At 55.7% G+C, this 15,059-nt stretch carries 14 protein-coding genes; 11 read left to right on the top strand and 3 right to left on the bottom strand.

Translation table 11 applies throughout. The annotated features are described in order from the left end of the window. Together aas and lplT are read left to right on the top strand one after the other, a co-directional pair. A partial coding sequence (gene aas / locus HP459_RS14210) for a bifunctional acyl-ACP--phospholipid O-acyltransferase/long-chain-fatty-acid--ACP ligase (protein WP_171936368.1) occupies window positions 1-1,354 on the top strand: 1,354 nt, incomplete at its 5' end. Next, complete coding sequence (gene lplT / locus HP459_RS14205; protein WP_022649240.1) at window positions 1,347-2,540, top strand: lysophospholipid transporter LplT; 1,194 nt, start codon at window positions 1,347-1,349, stop codon at window positions 2,538-2,540. The genes aas and lplT, both read left to right, overlap by 8 nt. Before the next feature lie 105 nt (window positions 2,541-2,645). Here lplT and HP459_RS14200 read toward each other — a convergent pair whose 3' ends face one another. From HP459_RS14200 to mutH, 3 genes are all read right to left on the bottom strand, one after another. Beyond that, window positions 2,646-3,686, bottom strand: a complete 1,041-nt coding sequence (locus tag HP459_RS14200; RefSeq protein WP_171936367.1) for an NADP(H)-dependent aldo-keto reductase — start codon at window positions 3,684-3,686, stop codon at window positions 2,646-2,648. A gap of 132 nt (window positions 3,687-3,818) precedes the next feature. Beyond that, window positions 3,819-4,037, bottom strand: a complete 219-nt coding sequence (locus HP459_RS14195; RefSeq protein ID WP_003862794.1) for a YgdI/YgdR family lipoprotein — start codon at window positions 4,035-4,037, stop codon at window positions 3,819-3,821. 128 nt (window positions 4,038-4,165) lie between these two features. Next, window positions 4,166-4,858, bottom strand: a complete 693-nt coding sequence (mutH, locus tag HP459_RS14190; RefSeq protein ID WP_171936366.1) for a DNA mismatch repair endonuclease MutH — start codon at window positions 4,856-4,858, stop codon at window positions 4,166-4,168. Between the two features lie 684 nt (window positions 4,859-5,542). On the opposite strand from mutH, the gene rppH reads away from it, so the two are divergent. From rppH to recC, 9 genes are all read left to right on the top strand, one after another. After that, entirely contained in the window at window positions 5,543-6,073 is a 531-nt protein-coding gene (gene rppH / locus HP459_RS14185) for an RNA pyrophosphohydrolase (protein ID WP_032622373.1), read from the top strand. A gap of 12 nt (window positions 6,074-6,085) precedes the next feature. Continuing rightward, window positions 6,086-8,332 carry a phosphoenolpyruvate--protein phosphotransferase gene (ptsP, locus tag HP459_RS14180; RefSeq protein ID WP_023298513.1) on the top strand — a complete coding sequence of 749 codons (2,247 nt, stop codon included), beginning with the start codon at window positions 6,086-6,088 and terminating at the stop codon, window positions 8,330-8,332. 228 nt (window positions 8,333-8,560) lie between these two features. Further along, window positions 8,561-9,436: a prolipoprotein diacylglyceryl transferase gene (lgt, locus tag HP459_RS14175; protein ID WP_022649236.1), complete on the top strand. Its 876-nt coding sequence runs from the start codon at window positions 8,561-8,563 to the stop codon at window positions 9,434-9,436. Between the two features lie 6 nt (window positions 9,437-9,442). Next, entirely contained in the window at window positions 9,443-10,237 is a 795-nt protein-coding gene (gene thyA, locus HP459_RS14170; protein ID WP_171936365.1) for a thymidylate synthase, read from the top strand. 184 nt (window positions 10,238-10,421) lie between these two features. Beyond that, window positions 10,422-10,886 carry a prepilin peptidase-dependent protein gene (locus HP459_RS14165; protein ID WP_032626041.1) on the top strand — a complete coding sequence of 155 codons (465 nt, stop codon included), beginning with the start codon at window positions 10,422-10,424 and terminating at the stop codon, window positions 10,884-10,886. Continuing rightward, entirely contained in the window at window positions 10,877-11,437 is a 561-nt protein-coding gene (locus tag HP459_RS14160) for a prepilin peptidase-dependent protein (protein ID WP_032626039.1), read from the top strand. The genes HP459_RS14165 and HP459_RS14160 overlap by 10 nt, the downstream gene beginning before the upstream one ends. Then, on the top strand, window positions 11,434-11,832 hold the full coding sequence (locus tag HP459_RS14155) for a DUF2509 family protein (RefSeq protein WP_032626037.1): 399 nt from the start codon (window positions 11,434-11,436) through the stop codon (window positions 11,830-11,832). Before HP459_RS14160 ends, HP459_RS14155 begins: the two co-directional genes overlap by 4 nt. Continuing rightward, window positions 11,817-12,140, top strand: a complete 324-nt coding sequence (locus HP459_RS14150) for a prepilin-type N-terminal cleavage/methylation domain-containing protein (protein WP_023298509.1) — start codon at window positions 11,817-11,819, stop codon at window positions 12,138-12,140. The genes HP459_RS14155 and HP459_RS14150 overlap by 16 nt, the downstream gene beginning before the upstream one ends. Before the next feature lie 12 nt (window positions 12,141-12,152). After that, window positions 12,153-15,059 (top strand): exodeoxyribonuclease V subunit gamma (recC, locus tag HP459_RS14145; RefSeq protein ID WP_171936364.1); only part of this gene is annotated, 2,907 nt, incomplete at its 3' end.

Raw genomic sequence — 15,059 nt, 5'->3', positions numbered from 1 at the left:
GGCGGTGATCTTTGGTGCCGTCTCCCGGGGCCGCATTCCGGCGATGATGAACTACACGGCGGGCGTGAAAGGGCTCTCCAGCGCGATTACCGCAGCACAAATCAACACCATCTTTACCTCCCGCCAGTTCCTGGATAAAGGCAAGCTGTGGCACCTGCCGGAACAGCTGACGCAGGTGCGCTGGGTGTTCCTGGAAGATCTGAAAGCAGACGTCACGACCGCCGACAAGCTGTGGATTTTCGCGCACCTGCTGATGCCGCGTCTGGCGCAGGTTAAGCAGCAGCCGGAGGATGATGCCATTATCCTCTTTACCTCCGGCTCTGAAGGCAACCCGAAAGGTGTGGTTCATAGCCACAAAAGCATTCTGGCAAACGTCGAACAGATTAAAACCATCGCTGACTTTACCGCCAACGATCGCTTTATGTCGGCGCTGCCGCTGTTCCACTCATTTGGTTTGACCGTGGGTCTCTTTACGCCGCTGCTGACCGGTGCCGAGGTGTTCCTCTACCCAAGCCCGCTGCACTACCGCATTGTGCCGGAGCTGGTTTATGACCGTAACTGCACGGTGCTGTTCGGGACGTCCACCTTCCTCGGAAACTACGCGCGCTTCGCCAACCCGTATGATTTCTTCCGCGTGCGCTACGTGGTGGCGGGGGCGGAAAAACTCCAGGACAGTACGCGCCAGATCTGGCAGGACAAGTTTGGCCTGCGGATTCTGGAAGGCTATGGCGTGACGGAGTGCGCGCCGGTGGTCTCCATCAACGTTCCGATGGCGGCAAAACCGGGAACGGTTGGCCGCATTCTGCCGGGGCTGGACGCGCGTCTGCTGGCGGTGCCGGGTATTGAAGACGGCGGACGTCTTCAGCTGAAAGGGGCGAACGTCATGAACGGCTATCTGCGTGTGGAAAACCCGGGCGTGCTTGAGGCGCCGACGGCCGAGAACGTCAATGGCGAGGTTGAAACGGGCTGGTACGACACGGGCGATATCGTGCGCTTCGACGATCAGGGCTTCGTGCAGATCCAGGGACGTGCAAAACGCTTCGCCAAGATCGCCGGGGAAATGGTCTCTCTTGAAATGGTCGAGACGCTGGCGACCGCAGTCTCGGCGGAGAAAATGCATGCGACCGTGGTGAAAAGTGATGCCAGTAAAGGCGAGGCGCTGGTGCTCTTTACTACTGACGGTGAACTGAAGCGTGATGCGCTTCTCAGGTATGCGCGCGAACATGGTATCCCCGAGCTGGCGGTCCCCCGCGATATTCGTTACCTCAAACAGTTACCGGTGCTGGGCAGCGGTAAACCCGATTTTGTGACCCTGAAGGGCATGGTTGAAGAGGCGGAACAGCATAATGCGTGAGTCAGTACACACTAACACTTCAATCTGGTCGAAAGGCATGATGGCGGTTATCGCCGCCCAGTTTCTTTCCGCGTTCGGCGATAACGCGTTGCTGTTTGCTACGCTGGCGTTGCTGAAAGCTGAGTTTTATCCCGACTGGAGCCAGCCGATCCTACAGATGGTGTTTGTGGGTGCTTACATTGTATTTGCGCCGTTTGTTGGCCAGGTGGCGGACAGCTTCCCCAAAGGTCGGGTCATGATGTTTGCCAACAGTCTTAAGCTTCTGGGCGCGGCAAGCATCTGCTTTGGTATCAACCCGTTTGTTGGCTACACGCTGGTAGGCATTGGCGCGGCAGCTTACTCCCCGGCGAAGTACGGCATTCTGGGTGAGCTCACCACCGGCGATAAGCTGGTGAAGGCCAACGGCCTGATGGAGTCCTCCACCATTGCGGCTATTCTCCTGGGGTCGGTGGCGGGCGGCGTGCTGGCAGACTGGCACGTGCTCGCCGCGCTTGGCATCTGTGCCCTGATGTACGGCGGCGCGGTGATCGCCAACCTGTTTATCCCCAAACTGGCCGTGGCGCGTCCGGGACAATCCTGGCGCTTTGGGCCAATGACCGGCAGCTTCTTTAACGCCTGCCGCGTACTCTGGCGTAACGGTGAAACACGCTTCTCGCTGATGGGCACCAGCATGTTCTGGGGGGCCGGCGTTACGCTGCGTTTCCTGCTGGTGCTGTGGGTGCCGGTGGCGCTGGGTATAACAGACAACGCCACGCCGACCTACCTGAATGCCATGGTTGCCGTCGGGATTGTGGTCGGGGCCGGGGCTGCGGCAAAACTGGTGACGCTCGAAACCGTTGCGCGCTGCATGCCCGCGGGGATCCTGATCGGCGTCGGCGTTCTGTTCTTCTCCCTGCAACATGCCATATTGCCAGCCTATGCCCTGTTGTTACTGATCGGCGTATTAGGCGGTTTCTTTGTGGTACCGCTCAACGCTCTTTTGCAGGAGCGCGGCAAGCAGACCGTCGGGGCTGGCAACGCCATTGCGGTGCAAAACCTTGGCGAAAACATGGCGATGCTGCTGATGCTGGGGATTTACTCGCTGGCGGTAAAAGCAGGTGCGCCGGTTGTGGCAATCGGGGTGGGGTTTGGCGCACTGTTTGCGCTGGCGATTACCGGGCTGTGGGTCTGGCAGCGTCGGCGGTGATATCTTTGCCGGGTGGCGGCTCCGCCTGACCCGGCCTACGTTTCGTGATGTTGGCGGATTTTGTAGGCCCGGTAAGGCAACGCCGCCACCGGGCAAATCGTCAACTTAAGGTGCCGGGTAAGTATAAACCTGATGCACCGCTTCAATCTCCGCTAAGACCTCTTCACTCAGGTTCAGGTGGAAACTCTCAATATTGGTTTTTAACTGATCCATTGTCGTTGCGCCGAGCAGGGTACTTGCCACAAACGGCTGACGACGCACGAAGGCCAGCGCCATCTGCGCCGGATCGAGTCCGTGACGCTTCGCGATATCCACATAGGCCGCCACGGCTTTTTGTGTCTGCTCGCCGCTATAGCGGGTGAAGCGGCTGAAAAGCGTGTTACGCGCACCAGCCGGTTTCGCGCCGTTCAGGTATTTGCCCGTCAGGGTTCCGAAGCCCAGGCAAGAGTAGGCGAGCAGCTCCACCTCTTCGTACTGCGTCACTTCTGCGAGACCCACTTCATAACTGCGGTTCAGCAGGCTGTACGGGTTCTGGATGGTCACGATCCGCGGCAGGTCGTGTTTATCGGCCAGATGCAGATAGCGCATTACGCCAAACGCCGTCTCGTTGGAAACGCCGATGTAGCGGATCTTACCCGCGCGCTGGCATTCCGTAAGCGCCTCCAGTGTTTCCAGCAGGGTGACGGCCGGAGCACTCTCGTTCCAGGTGTAGCCAAGCTTACCGAAGCAGTTCGTCGGACGCTGCGGCCAGTGCACCTGATAAAGATCGAGATAGTCGGTTTGCAGGCGCTTGAGGCTGGCATCCAGCCCAGCACGGATATTCTTGCGATCGAGGATCTGGTTAGGGCGGATCCCGGCATCGTTATTACGGGAAGGGCCGCTAACCTTAGAAGCGATGACCAGCTTTTCGCGATTGCCGCGTTTCGCCAGCCAGTTGCCGACATACGTTTCGGTAAGACCTTGAGTTTCCGGGCGGGGAGGAACTGGGTACATCTCCGCCACGTCAATCAGGTTAATGCCCTGGCTGACGGCGTAATCGAGTTGTGCATGGGCATCGGCTTCGCTGTTTTGTTCACCAAATGTCATGGTGCCTAACCCCAGCTGGCTGATCTCCAGAGCGCTATGGGGGATACGGTGATAATGCATAGCCGGTTTCCTTTTTTAGACATACAGACCGCGTCAGGAACCTCCCGACAAAGGAATATAAACATGGCAGAGGGAAGGCAAAAGGGGAAGGAAAAAATCAAAAAGGCCAGCAAGCTACTGACCTTTATCTGTTTAACGCTCGATGATCTGGGAGACTTCGTCGCGATTAATTTGCATTTGATTGCCTTCGCGATCGCGGTAACTCACCAGACCGGTATCGTCGTCGACTTCGGGTTTGCCATCGGTCAGGATCATACGACCATCTTTCGTTGACATGACATAGTCGCTGCTACAACCCGATACCGCAAACGCTAAACCGACTGCTGAGATAATTACTGCCCATTTTTTCATCGTTCTCATCCTCACCTGGCTCGTATCAAATCATAGTGTAGTAATAACCTGATATTACGACAGGTGAAAGGGGGGAAATCTTAAAAAGGAGGAGATTATGTTAGCCGGAGCGCAAAATTGGTAAAAAACTATGTTTTCAACAGGAAGTGTCGTGCCAGCAGTGCACCGGTGAAATTCTTTTTAAGATAGAAGCCGCGCGGCAGCGTCAGGATCGGTTCGCCCTGTGCACCTACCGCTTCAGTGAGCGCTTTGCTGTTGGCGGCTTTGGGACGGAGTTGCAGCACTTCGCCATGCCGGGCGGTGATCTGCTCAACCTGTCCCAGCACAATCATGTCCATCAGCTCTTCCCAGTCCTGGGAAAGCTGTCTTTCTTCTTCTTCATTCGGGCTCCAGAGCAGCGGGGCGCCAACGCGACGCTCTGCCAGCGGGATCTGCCTGTCACCCTCAACGGGTACCCACAACACCCGCTTCAGCTTATGCCTGACGTGGCTGGTTTCCCATGTCACTCCGCTATTACCCGTTAGCGGCGCAACGCAGACAAAGGTAGTTTCCAGCGGCCGCCCCAGGCTATCAATGGGGATCGTCTTCAGTTCCACCCCCAGCGCCGCAAAATCTTGCTCGGGTTTACTGCCCGCGCTTGCGCCCAGCCAACGTTCAAGCAACACGCCGATCCAGCCTTTATCGCGCTTCAGATCGTTGGGTATCGTCAACCCCGCCATCACGGCCAGCTCGCCCAGTGCATAGCCTGCCAGACGTTGTGCCTGCTGGAGCAACTGGGCTTCACTGACGGGAGGAGAGAGCAGTGGGGCGAGAGAATGCATGCTGACAACCTTTTGGTTAAAAAATGAACTGATATTTTATCCCTTGTGGATAGAGTTTACTTTTTTCTGAGTATATATTCCATGTGGATGATTTATATTATGTTTTTTAAGAATGTATCCCGTCGCGCCATGGCTAAAAAACAGGTTGTGCAATTCTGGTCACTGACAATAAACAGGATCTTACACCATGTTATCCACAGAAAAATGGGATAACTGCGAATAACCGCCACTACTGTCTCAATTTACAGCCTTGACGTGCGATGAAAATCGAATTTTCACACAAATTGTGCCTAACTTATTGGCACAATCTGTGGATAAAACCGACGCTGTTCGATCTTTCATCACCAGGAAGATCTTTGATGTGACGATCGTCACGTTAATCGCCTTTGATACCCTAAATTTACGTTTAACTAGATGAATTTAAATAATTTATATTAAGTGATGAAAATTTTCGATTCGCCGGGCCACAAGGTTGTTCATCGGTAATTCCATACTTCTTCACAACTATATCCACAGAAAAGGTGAATAAAAATGGTCTCAGTCGCCCTCATCTGTTTATAACTCCTCACAAAATTGTGAGTTATTCAAATGTTATTAGGTTGCAGGCCTGTAAGAGAGTGGTTTACCGCCTCCCTGTAGTGTGAAACAATCATTCATATATCAGATTTAGTTTGGGGTAGTCCGGTGATTGATGACGATGGCTACCGCCCAAACGTAGGAATAGTAATTTGTAATCGTCAGGGCCAGGTGATGTGGGCCCGGCGATATGGTCAGCACTCCTGGCAGTTCCCGCAAGGCGGGATCAATCCTGGAGAGTCCCCAGAACAAGCGATGTACCGGGAGCTGTTTGAAGAGGTTGGTTTAAGCCGAAAAGATGTTCGCATCCTGGCTTCGACCCGCAACTGGTTGCGTTACAAGTTACCGAAACGTTTGGTGCGTTGGGACACAAAGCCGGTTTGTATCGGCCAGAAACAGAAGTGGTTTCTTTTGCAGTTGGTGGGCAACGATTCAGATATCAATATGCAAACCAGCAGCACGCCAGAGTTTGATGGCTGGCGCTGGGTAAGCTACTGGTATCCGGTTCGTCAGGTCGTGTCATTCAAGCGCGATGTATACCGTAGGGTGATGAAAGAGTTCGCAAGTGTCGTGATGCAGCTTCAGGAGACGACTCCGAAGCCACAGAGCGCACCTGCCTGGCGACGTAAAAGAGGTTAAGCTACGCAAATCATGCTCACCCGCTTGCGAGAAATAGTTGAAAAGGTCGCCAGTGCGCCTCGCCTCAACGAGGCGCTGAATATTCTGGTGACGGACATCTGTCTTGCGATGGAAACCGAGGTCTGTTCGGTCTACCTGGCCGACCATGACCGACGTTGCTACTACCTTATGGCAACCCGCGGATTAAAAAAACCACGGGGACGTACCGTCACGCTCGCGTTTGATGAAGGTATTGTTGGCCTGGTCGGGCGACTGGCGGAGCCAATCAACCTTGCCGATGCGCAAAAACACCCCAGCTTCAAATATATCCCTTCCGTCAAAGAAGAGCGTTTCCGCGCGTTTCTTGGCGTACCGATTATTCAGCGCCGCCAGCTGCTTGGCGTGCTTGTTGTTCAGCAGCGCGAGCTGCGCCAGTACGATGAAAGCGAGGAGTCCTTCCTCGTCACGCTGGCAACGCAGATGGCGGCGATCCTCTCTCAGTCCCAACTGACAGCCCTTTTTGGTCAGTATCGTCATACGCGTATTCGCGCGCTTCCGGCCTCGCCGGGGGTCGCTATTGCCGAAGGCTGGATGGATGCCACGCTCCCGCTGATGGAGCAGGTCTACGAAGCCTCGACGCTGGATGAAGCGCTTGAGCGCGAACGGCTCACCGCTGCGCTGGAAGAGGCGGCGAATGAGTTTCGTCGCTACAGCAAACGCTTTGCCGCTGGCGCGCAAAAAGAGACGGCGGCCATTTTCGATCTCTACTCACACCTGCTTTCCGATGCGCGTTTGCGTCGTGAGTTATTTGCCGAGGTCGATAAGGGGTCGGTGGCAGAGTGGGCGGTTAAAAAGGTCATTGAAAAATTTGCCGAGCAGTTTGCGGTACTGACTGACGGCTATCTGAAAGAGCGCGCCGGCGATTTACGCGCGCTTGGGCAACGTCTGCTGTTCCACCTCGATGATACTATTCAGGGGGCGAATGCCTGGCCGAACCGGTTTGTGCTGGTGGCCGATGAACTCTCGGCGACGACGCTGGCGGAATTACCGCAGGACAGGCTGGCGGGCGTGGTGGTGCGCGATGGCGCAGCTAACTCTCATGCCGCCATTATGGTGCGTGCGCTCGGTATTCCGACCGTGATGGGGGCGGATATTCAGCCCTCCGTACTGCATCGCCGTACGCTGGTGGTGGACGGATATCGCGGTGAGTTGCTGGTGGATCCTGAGCCGGTTCTCCTTCAGGAGTACCAGCGTCTTATCAGCGAAGAGAATGAATTAAGCAAGCTGGCGGAAGATGACGTCAACCTGCCCGCGCAGCTCAAGAGCGGTGAGCGGGTGAAGGTGATGCTCAACGCGGGGTTAAGCCCCGAGCATGAAGAGAAGCTCGGCAGCCGCATCGATGGCATTGGTCTCTACCGCACCGAAATACCGTTCATGCTGCAAAGCGGCTTCCCGTCAGAAGAGGAGCAGGTTGCGCAGTATCAGGGCATGCTGCAGATGTTTAACGACAAACCCGTCACGTTGCGCACCCTCGACGTCGGCGCGGATAAGCAACTGCCCTATATGCCCATCAGTGAAGAGAATCCCTGCCTCGGCTGGCGTGGGATCCGCATTACCCTCGATCAGCCGGAAATTTTCCTTATCCAGGTTCGTGCGATGCTGCGTGCCAACGCGGCCACGGGGAATCTCAGCATTTTGCTGCCGATGGTCACCAGTATTGACGAGATCGACGAAGCGCGGCGGTTGATTGAGCGTGCAGGGCGCGAAGTGGAAGAGATGATCGGCTACGCGATCCCTAAACCCCGTATTGGCGTGATGCTGGAAGTGCCTTCGATGGTCTTTATGTTACCGCAGCTGGCAACCCGCGTTGATTTTATCTCCGTTGGCACCAACGACTTAACGCAATACATTCTGGCGGTCGATCGCAACAATACCCGCGTGGCCAGTATCTACGACAGCCTGCATCCGGCGATGCTTCGTGCCCTGGCGATGATCGCCCGCGAAGCCGAGCAGCATAATATCGACCTGCGCCTGTGCGGTGAAATGGCCGGCGATCCGATGTGCGTGGCGATCCTGATTGGCCTCGGTTTCCGTCACCTGTCAATGAACGGACGTTCCGTTGCGCGTGTGAAATACCTGTTACGTCACATCGAACAAGATGAGGCGCGCGAACTGGCCGCGCGTAGCCTGGAAGCACAGCTGGCAGCCGAAGTGCGCCATCAGGTGGCGGCGTTTATGGAGCGACGCGGCATGGGCGGTTTGATCCGCGGCGGCCGCTGATCCCCACAAAAAAATGACTGCTCGGACGACCCCCTCTCCCTTGAGGAAGAGGAATGGGGTGAGGGGGAACAGCGCGCATAAAACCCTATACACATCTTTTACATCTCAGGCGCATCCTCCGCGCCTGCCTTATGCTATGATTCGCAACTTTGGAGCACCTGCCAACGGCGGGAATGCAATTCAGCCGCTGTCCACTTTCAGCGGAATAACAACATCTTGTGGTGACAGATGAACAGTGGTTATCTGCATTTTCCGGAATTCGATCCGGTTATTTTCTCAATAGGACCTGTAGCGCTTCACTGGTACGGACTGATGTACCTGGTGGGCTTCGTCTTTGCCATGTGGCTTGCTGGTCGTCGCGCCAGTCGTCCGGGCAGCGGCTGGACGAAGAACGAAGTGGAAAACCTGCTTTATGCTGGCTTTCTTGGCGTATTCCTGGGCGGGCGCATCGGCTATGTTCTGTTCTACAACTTCCCGGTATTCCTGAACGACCCGCTCTATCTGTTCCGCGTCTGGGACGGCGGCATGTCCTTCCACGGCGGACTGATTGGTGTGATCCTCGTGATGGTGATCTTCGCCAAACGCACCAAACGTAACTTCTTCCAGGTGGCTGATTTTATTGCGCCATTAATCCCGTTTGGGCTGGGTGCAGGGCGTCTGGGCAACTTCATCAACGGTGAACTCTGGGGGCGTGTCGATCCGAGCGTGCCGTTTACCATGCTGTTCCCGGGCTCCCGCGCAGAGGATATCGCGCTGCTGCCTTCGCATCCTGAGTGGCAGTCCATTTTCGATACCTACGGCGTTCTGCCGCGTCATATGTCTCAGCTTTATGAGCTGGCGCTGGAAGGTGTGGTGCTGTTTATCATCCTGAATCTGTATATCCGCAAACCGCGCCCAATGGGGGCAGTCTCTGGTCTGTTCCTGATTGGCTACGGCGCGTTTCGTATCATCGTCGAGTTCTTCCGCCAGCCGGATGCACAGTTTACCGGCGAGTGGGTACAGTACATCAGCATGGGGCAGATCCTCTCCATTCCGATGATTGTCGCGGGTGCCATTATGATGATTTGGGCGTATCGTCGTCGTCCACAGCAACAACTTTCCTGAGGAATCATGAAACAGTATCTTGAATTGATGAAAAAAGTGCTCGACGAGGGCACGCCGAAAAACGACCGCACCGGCACCGGTACGCTCTCCATTTTTGGCCACCAGATGCGCTTCAATCTGCAAGAAGGCTTCCCTCTGGTGACGACGAAGCGCTGTCATCTGCGCTCGATCATTCATGAACTGCTCTGGTTCCTGCAAGGCGATACCAACGTTGCTTATCTGCATGAAAACAATGTCTCCATCTGGGACGAGTGGGCAGATGAGAACGGCGACCTGGGGCCGGTTTACGGCAAGCAATGGCGCGCGTGGCCTACCCCGGACGGCCGCCATATCGACCAGATCACGACCGTCATGAACCAGCTGAAAAATGACCCGGACTCGCGCCGTATCATTGTTTCTGCCTGGAACGTGAGTGAACTGGATAAAATGGCGCTGGCGCCTTGCCACGCGTTTTTCCAGTTCTACGTGGCGGACGGCAAACTCTCCTGCCAGCTGTATCAACGCTCCTGCGACGTGTTCCTCGGCCTGCCGTTTAACATCGCCAGCTACGCGCTGTTAGTGCACATGATGGCGCAGCAGTGCGATCTTGAAGTGGGCGATTTTGTCTGGACGGGTGGTGATACCCACCTCTACAGCAATCATATGGAACAGACGCATCTCCAGCTGACGCGCGAACCGCGTGCATTGCCGAAGCTTGTGATCAAACGCAAACCGGACTCGATCTTCGATTACCGTTTTGATGACTTCGAGATTGAAGGCTACGACCCGCATCCTGGCATCAAAGCCCCTGTCGCCATCTGATACGGCGAATCCTGACACAACCGGTGCTCTTTAGCGCCGGTTTTTTTTCGCGCTCGTTTTGTTCTTCGAGCCTGTTTCCAGAGACGATGTAACGCGTTGCAACGGGTGAAAATCTCCGGAAAGCGGCTCGTAATGTTCTGGTTTAACGCTCGCGCCTTTTCTGCCATTCCGCCACACTTCCGCCATGAAAAACGAACATGGCTTTACGCTTATCGAAACCCTTTTCGCCATCTCGCTGGTTGTGATCCTCAGCGCGACGGGACTTTATGGCTGGGACAGCTGGCAACAGCGGCAGCGGCTCTGGCAGACAGCCTGTCAGGTGCGGGATTACCTGGCGTTCTTACGAAACGACGCAAATCGTCACAACAGCGAGCACAGGATCGCACTTCACGCTGACGGGAATCAGGCCTGCCTTGTCAGCGCTGTGGTCCCGGGCTGCGACAGCGGCGACCCGTTCGTGATGAAACCGTTATGGCCGGAGGTCACGCTGAGCGACGTAACGCCTGCGCTGGGATTTTACGGCTTAAGGGATACCGCATGGGCCGGACATATTCGCGTGCAGAGCCGCGCCGGTGCGTGGTGGGTTATTGTCTCAAATGGCGGACGTATCAGGCTGTGTAATGCCGCAGGAGAAAGTCTATGCCAGTAAAACAAAAAGGGTTTTCCCTGCTGGAGGTCCTGATTGCGATGACGATAAGCAGTATTCTGTTACTCAGCACGTCACGTTTTTTGCCGGGGCTACAGCGGGGTGTTTTACTGCAATCCGGGCAACGGGAGCTGGAAGATGAGGTGTGGCAACGCCTGCTTGCGATGGGTAAACAGCTCCAGCGAGCAGGATACTGTGCAGGGCATTGTCAGGGGCAAGGGTTAATTATCGGCAGGCAAGGGCGATGTGCAATTGTGCAGTGGGATGCAAACAGCAACGGCCAGTGGGATAGCACCGCGTCAGAAAATGACAGCACGGGATTCCGGCTTGAGTCCGGAACGCTCGAAACGCTGCGGGGCGCGACATCCTGTGAAGGTAAGGGATGGGATAAGCTCACTGACCCGGATCGGGTCCTGATAGAGCAGTTTATGGTCACTAAAACCGATCGTGCTGGCTTTGCGCCGGTCATCAGTATCGAGCTGCGTGCCCGCCGCAAAGGTGAACTGACCGCACCCTTTTCGGCTCGCCACACCGTAACGGGGTTTAATCTGTGAATCGTCAGCGGGGCATGTCATCGCTGGCGCTGGTCCTGCTATTGCTGGTGCTCGGCACGCTGATCCTCACCGGATTAAACCAGCAGTTGCAAACCTTTAGTACGTTGGTGAATGGCGAGAGTTTGTCTGTTCGCCAGCAGGCTGCCTTGCAATCTGCACTGGAGTGGGGACGCGTTCAGGACTGGGCTTTACAGCCAGAGGTTCAGTGCAAGCAGACACAAGGTCTGCGGGTCTGTGTAAGGCTGTTTGAGGAGCGTGTTTTGCTTATTGCCGGAAATGACGATCTGTTGCTATGGCGAGGCGGGGATATCGCGGAAGGACAAATACGCTTTTCTGCCCACGGCTGGAGCGACTTCTGCCCCCTTAAGGAAAGTGCGCTATGTCAGTTACCCTGAGCAGACAAAAAGGATTTAGCATGGTTGAGGTTTTGCTGGCAATGATGTTGCTGGTTGTAGTTGTGACGGCGTTATCCGGATATCATCGCGCGCTGGCAGCCCGGTATGCGGCGCTTAGCCAGTATCGTCAGCTATGGCATCATGCGTGGAATCAGTCGCAGATCTCAACATTAACGCTCCCGCCGGGCTGGCAGGTCAGTCGGGGGCAGACAACACAGTCCGGATGTGTCAGCATCACGGTCACACTTATTTCTCCTCTGGGGCGGCAGGGCGCGTTGACGCGTCTGCATTGCCCGGTTAGCCGCTAGTCGGGAGCGTTTATGCTAAGGGTTTACCACTCAAATCGTCTGGATGTGCTGGAAGCACTGATGGAGTATATCGTTGAGCAAGAGCGTCTTGACGATCCGTTTGAGCCAGAAATGGTGCTGGTGCAGAGCACCGGTATGGCGCAGTGGCTACAAATGTCCCTTTCGCAGAAGTTTGGCATTGCGGCGAATATCGATTTTCCGCTGCCCGCGAGCTTTATCTGGGAGATGTTTGTACGCGTCCTGCCGGATATTCCTGAGCAGAGTGCCTTCAACAAACAAAGCATGGCCTGGAAACTGATGACGCTGCTGCCGGACATGCTGGCGCATGATGAGTTCGCCATGCTGCGCCACTATCTGAATGACGACACCGACAAGCGCAAACTTTTTCAGCTGGCCTCACGCACTGCTGACCTCTATGACCAGTATCTGGTTTACCGCGCAGAATGGCTGATTCGCTGGGAAGCGGGAGAATTAGTCGATGGGTTACCGGAAGCGCAAATCTGGCAGGCGCCGCTCTGGAAAGCGCTGGTCGAGCATACCGGGCAGCTCGGTCAGCCTAAATGGCACCGTGCTAACTTGTACGATCGCTTTATCTCAATACTCGAGAACACTGCAGAACGGCCAGCCCGTTTGCCGTCACGCGTGTTCATTTGCGGTATCTCCGCGCTGCCGCCTGTCTACCTGAACGCGCTAAAAGCGCTCGGTAAGCACATTGATATCCATATCCTCTTTACCAACCCATGTCGGCACTATTGGGGAGATATTCAGGATCCGCGCTGGCTTTCACGGCTGGTCACCCGCCAGCGTAAACGCCTATTTGAGGAACGCGCCGTGCCGCTGTTTAAAGACAGTGAAAACGCGGCGCAGCTTTTCGATGAAGAGGGGATTCAGAACCTGCCGAACCCGCTACTTGCCTCGTGGGGCAAGCTGGGGCGCGACTATATTTATCTGCTTTCAGATATCACCTCCTCGGGAGAGGGGGACGTGGACGCGTTTGCGGATATTACGCCAGACAGCCTGCTGCACAATATTCAGCTTGATATTCTGGATTTAGAAAACCGTGCCGTGGCCGGGATCACTGCCGAGGAGTTTGCGCGAAGCGATAAGAAGCGAAAACTGGATCCTGACGATCGCAGTATCGCGATCCACGTTTGCCACAGCCCACAGCGTGAAGTTGAAATTCTTCATGACCGCCTGTTGGCCATGTTGCAGGACGACCCAACCCTGACACCCCGCGATATCGTGGTGATGGTGGCGGATATCGACAGCTACAGCCCGTTTATTCAGGCTGTATTTGGCAGCGCAACGGGCGACCGCTATCTTCCCTACGCGATCTCTGACCGCCGTGCTCGTCAGTCACACCCGGCGCTACAGGCCTTTATCAGCCTGCTTTCGCTGTCTGATAGCCGGTTTATCTCTGAGGATGTGCTGGCATTACTGGATGTGCCTGTTCTGGCCGCACGCTTCAGCATTAACGAAGAGGGCTTGCGCTACCTGCGCCAGTGGGTCAACGAATCCGGCGTCCGCTGGGGAATCGACGATGATAACGTCCAGGAGTTTGAGCTGCCCGCGACTGGCCAGCATACCTGGCAGTTTGGCCTGACGCGTATGCTGCTGGGGTATGCGATGGAGAGCATCCACGGCGAATGGAATGACGTGCTGCCGTACGATGAGTCCAGTGGGTTAATTGCGGAACTGGTTGGTCACTTAGCCTCGCTGCTGATGCAGCTCAACCGCTGGCGCCGTGCATTGATGCAGCCCCGTCCACTCGAAGAGTGGCTGCCGATTTGCCGCGAAATGCTAAATGACTTCTTCCTGCCGGACAGCGAAACGGAAGCCGCCATGGCGCTTATCGAGAAGCAGTGGCAGGCCATCGTTGATGAGGGGGTTAATTCGCACTATCACGAGGCGGTTCCCCTTTCGCTTCTGCGTGATGAGCTGACGCAACGTCTCGATCAGGAGCGCATCAGCCAGCGCTTCCTTGCTGGGCCGGTGAATATCTGCACCCTGATGCCGATGCGTTCAATCCCGTTCAAAGTAGTCTGTCTGCTTGGCATGAACGACGGTATTTATCCACGTGCGCTGCCACCCCTGGGCTTTGATCTCATGAGCGCACAGCCGAAGCGGGGCGACCGCAGCCGCCGCGATGATGACCGTTATCTCTTCCTTGAGGCGCTGATGTCTGCGCAAAGCAGGCTTTATATCAGCTATATCGGCCGTTCAATTCAGGACAACAGCGAGCGTTTCCCGTCCGTGCTGGTGCAGGAGCTGGTGGACTACATCGGGCAGAGTCACTATCTGCCGGGCGATGAGGCCTGTAACTGCGACGAAAGCGAACGTCGGGTGAAAGCGCATATTACCTGTCACCATAGCCGTATGCCGTTTGATCCTGTCAATTACGTTCCTGATGAACTGCAAAGCTACGCCCGCGAGTGGCTTCCCGCTGCGAAGAACGCGGGCACACCGCAAACCGATTTCATTCAGGCGCTCGAACCGCGCGCCATAGACACCCTTACGTTTGAGCAGCTGCAGCGCTTTTGGGCCCATCCGGTTCGGGCTTTTTTCCAGCAACGCTTGCAGGTGAACTTCCGCTCGGAAGAGAGCGAAATCCCTGATGCGGAACCGTTTATTCTTGATGGACTGGAGCGTTTTAAGCTTAATTCCCAGCTTTTGAATGCGCTGGTTGACGAAGAAGACGCCAGTAAACTGTTCCGACGTTACAGGGCGTCGGGATTACTGCCGTATGGTGCGTTCGGCGAAATCGTCTGGGATGCCCAGTGTGAGGAGATGCAAGCGCTTGCTGACCGGGTTATCGCGTGTCGGCAACCGGCGAGCAGCATTGAAATTGATCTCGATTGTAACGGTATGCACCTCAGCGGCTGGCTCACGCACGTGCAGTCTGACGGGCTGCTACGCTGG

The sequence above is a fragment of the Enterobacter sp. CM29 genome, from assembly GCF_013179605.1.
Taxonomy (GTDB): domain Bacteria; phylum Pseudomonadota; class Gammaproteobacteria; order Enterobacterales; family Enterobacteriaceae; genus Enterobacter; species Enterobacter intestinihominis.
The sequence above is the reverse complement of the archived record's forward strand: the minus strand, read 5'-3'. Positions and strand labels throughout refer to the sequence as shown.

Coding starts and splice junctions, on each gene's coding strand:
- lgt (WP_022649236.1), top strand. CDS start 8,561: ATGAACAGTGGTTATCTGCATTTTCCGGAATTCGATCCGGTTATTTTC.
- HP459_RS14160 (WP_032626039.1), top strand. CDS start 10,877: ATGCCAGTAAAACAAAAAGGGTTTTCCCTGCTGGAGGTCCTGATTGCG.
- mutH (WP_171936366.1), bottom strand. CDS start 4,858: ATGCATTCTCTCGCCCCACTGCTCTCTCCTCCCGTCAGTGAAGCCCAG.
- HP459_RS14200 (WP_171936367.1), bottom strand. CDS start 3,686: ATGCATTATCACCGTATCCCCCATAGCGCTCTGGAGATCAGCCAGCTG.
- thyA (WP_171936365.1), top strand. CDS start 9,443: ATGAAACAGTATCTTGAATTGATGAAAAAAGTGCTCGACGAGGGCACG.
- HP459_RS14150 (WP_023298509.1), top strand. CDS start 11,817: ATGTCAGTTACCCTGAGCAGACAAAAAGGATTTAGCATGGTTGAGGTT.
- HP459_RS14195 (WP_003862794.1), bottom strand. CDS start 4,037: ATGAAAAAATGGGCAGTAATTATCTCAGCAGTCGGTTTAGCGTTTGCG.
- ptsP (WP_023298513.1), top strand. CDS start 6,086: ATGCTCACCCGCTTGCGAGAAATAGTTGAAAAGGTCGCCAGTGCGCCT.
- HP459_RS14165 (WP_032626041.1), top strand. CDS start 10,422: ATGAAAAACGAACATGGCTTTACGCTTATCGAAACCCTTTTCGCCATC.
- lplT (WP_022649240.1), top strand. CDS start 1,347: ATGCGTGAGTCAGTACACACTAACACTTCAATCTGGTCGAAAGGCATG.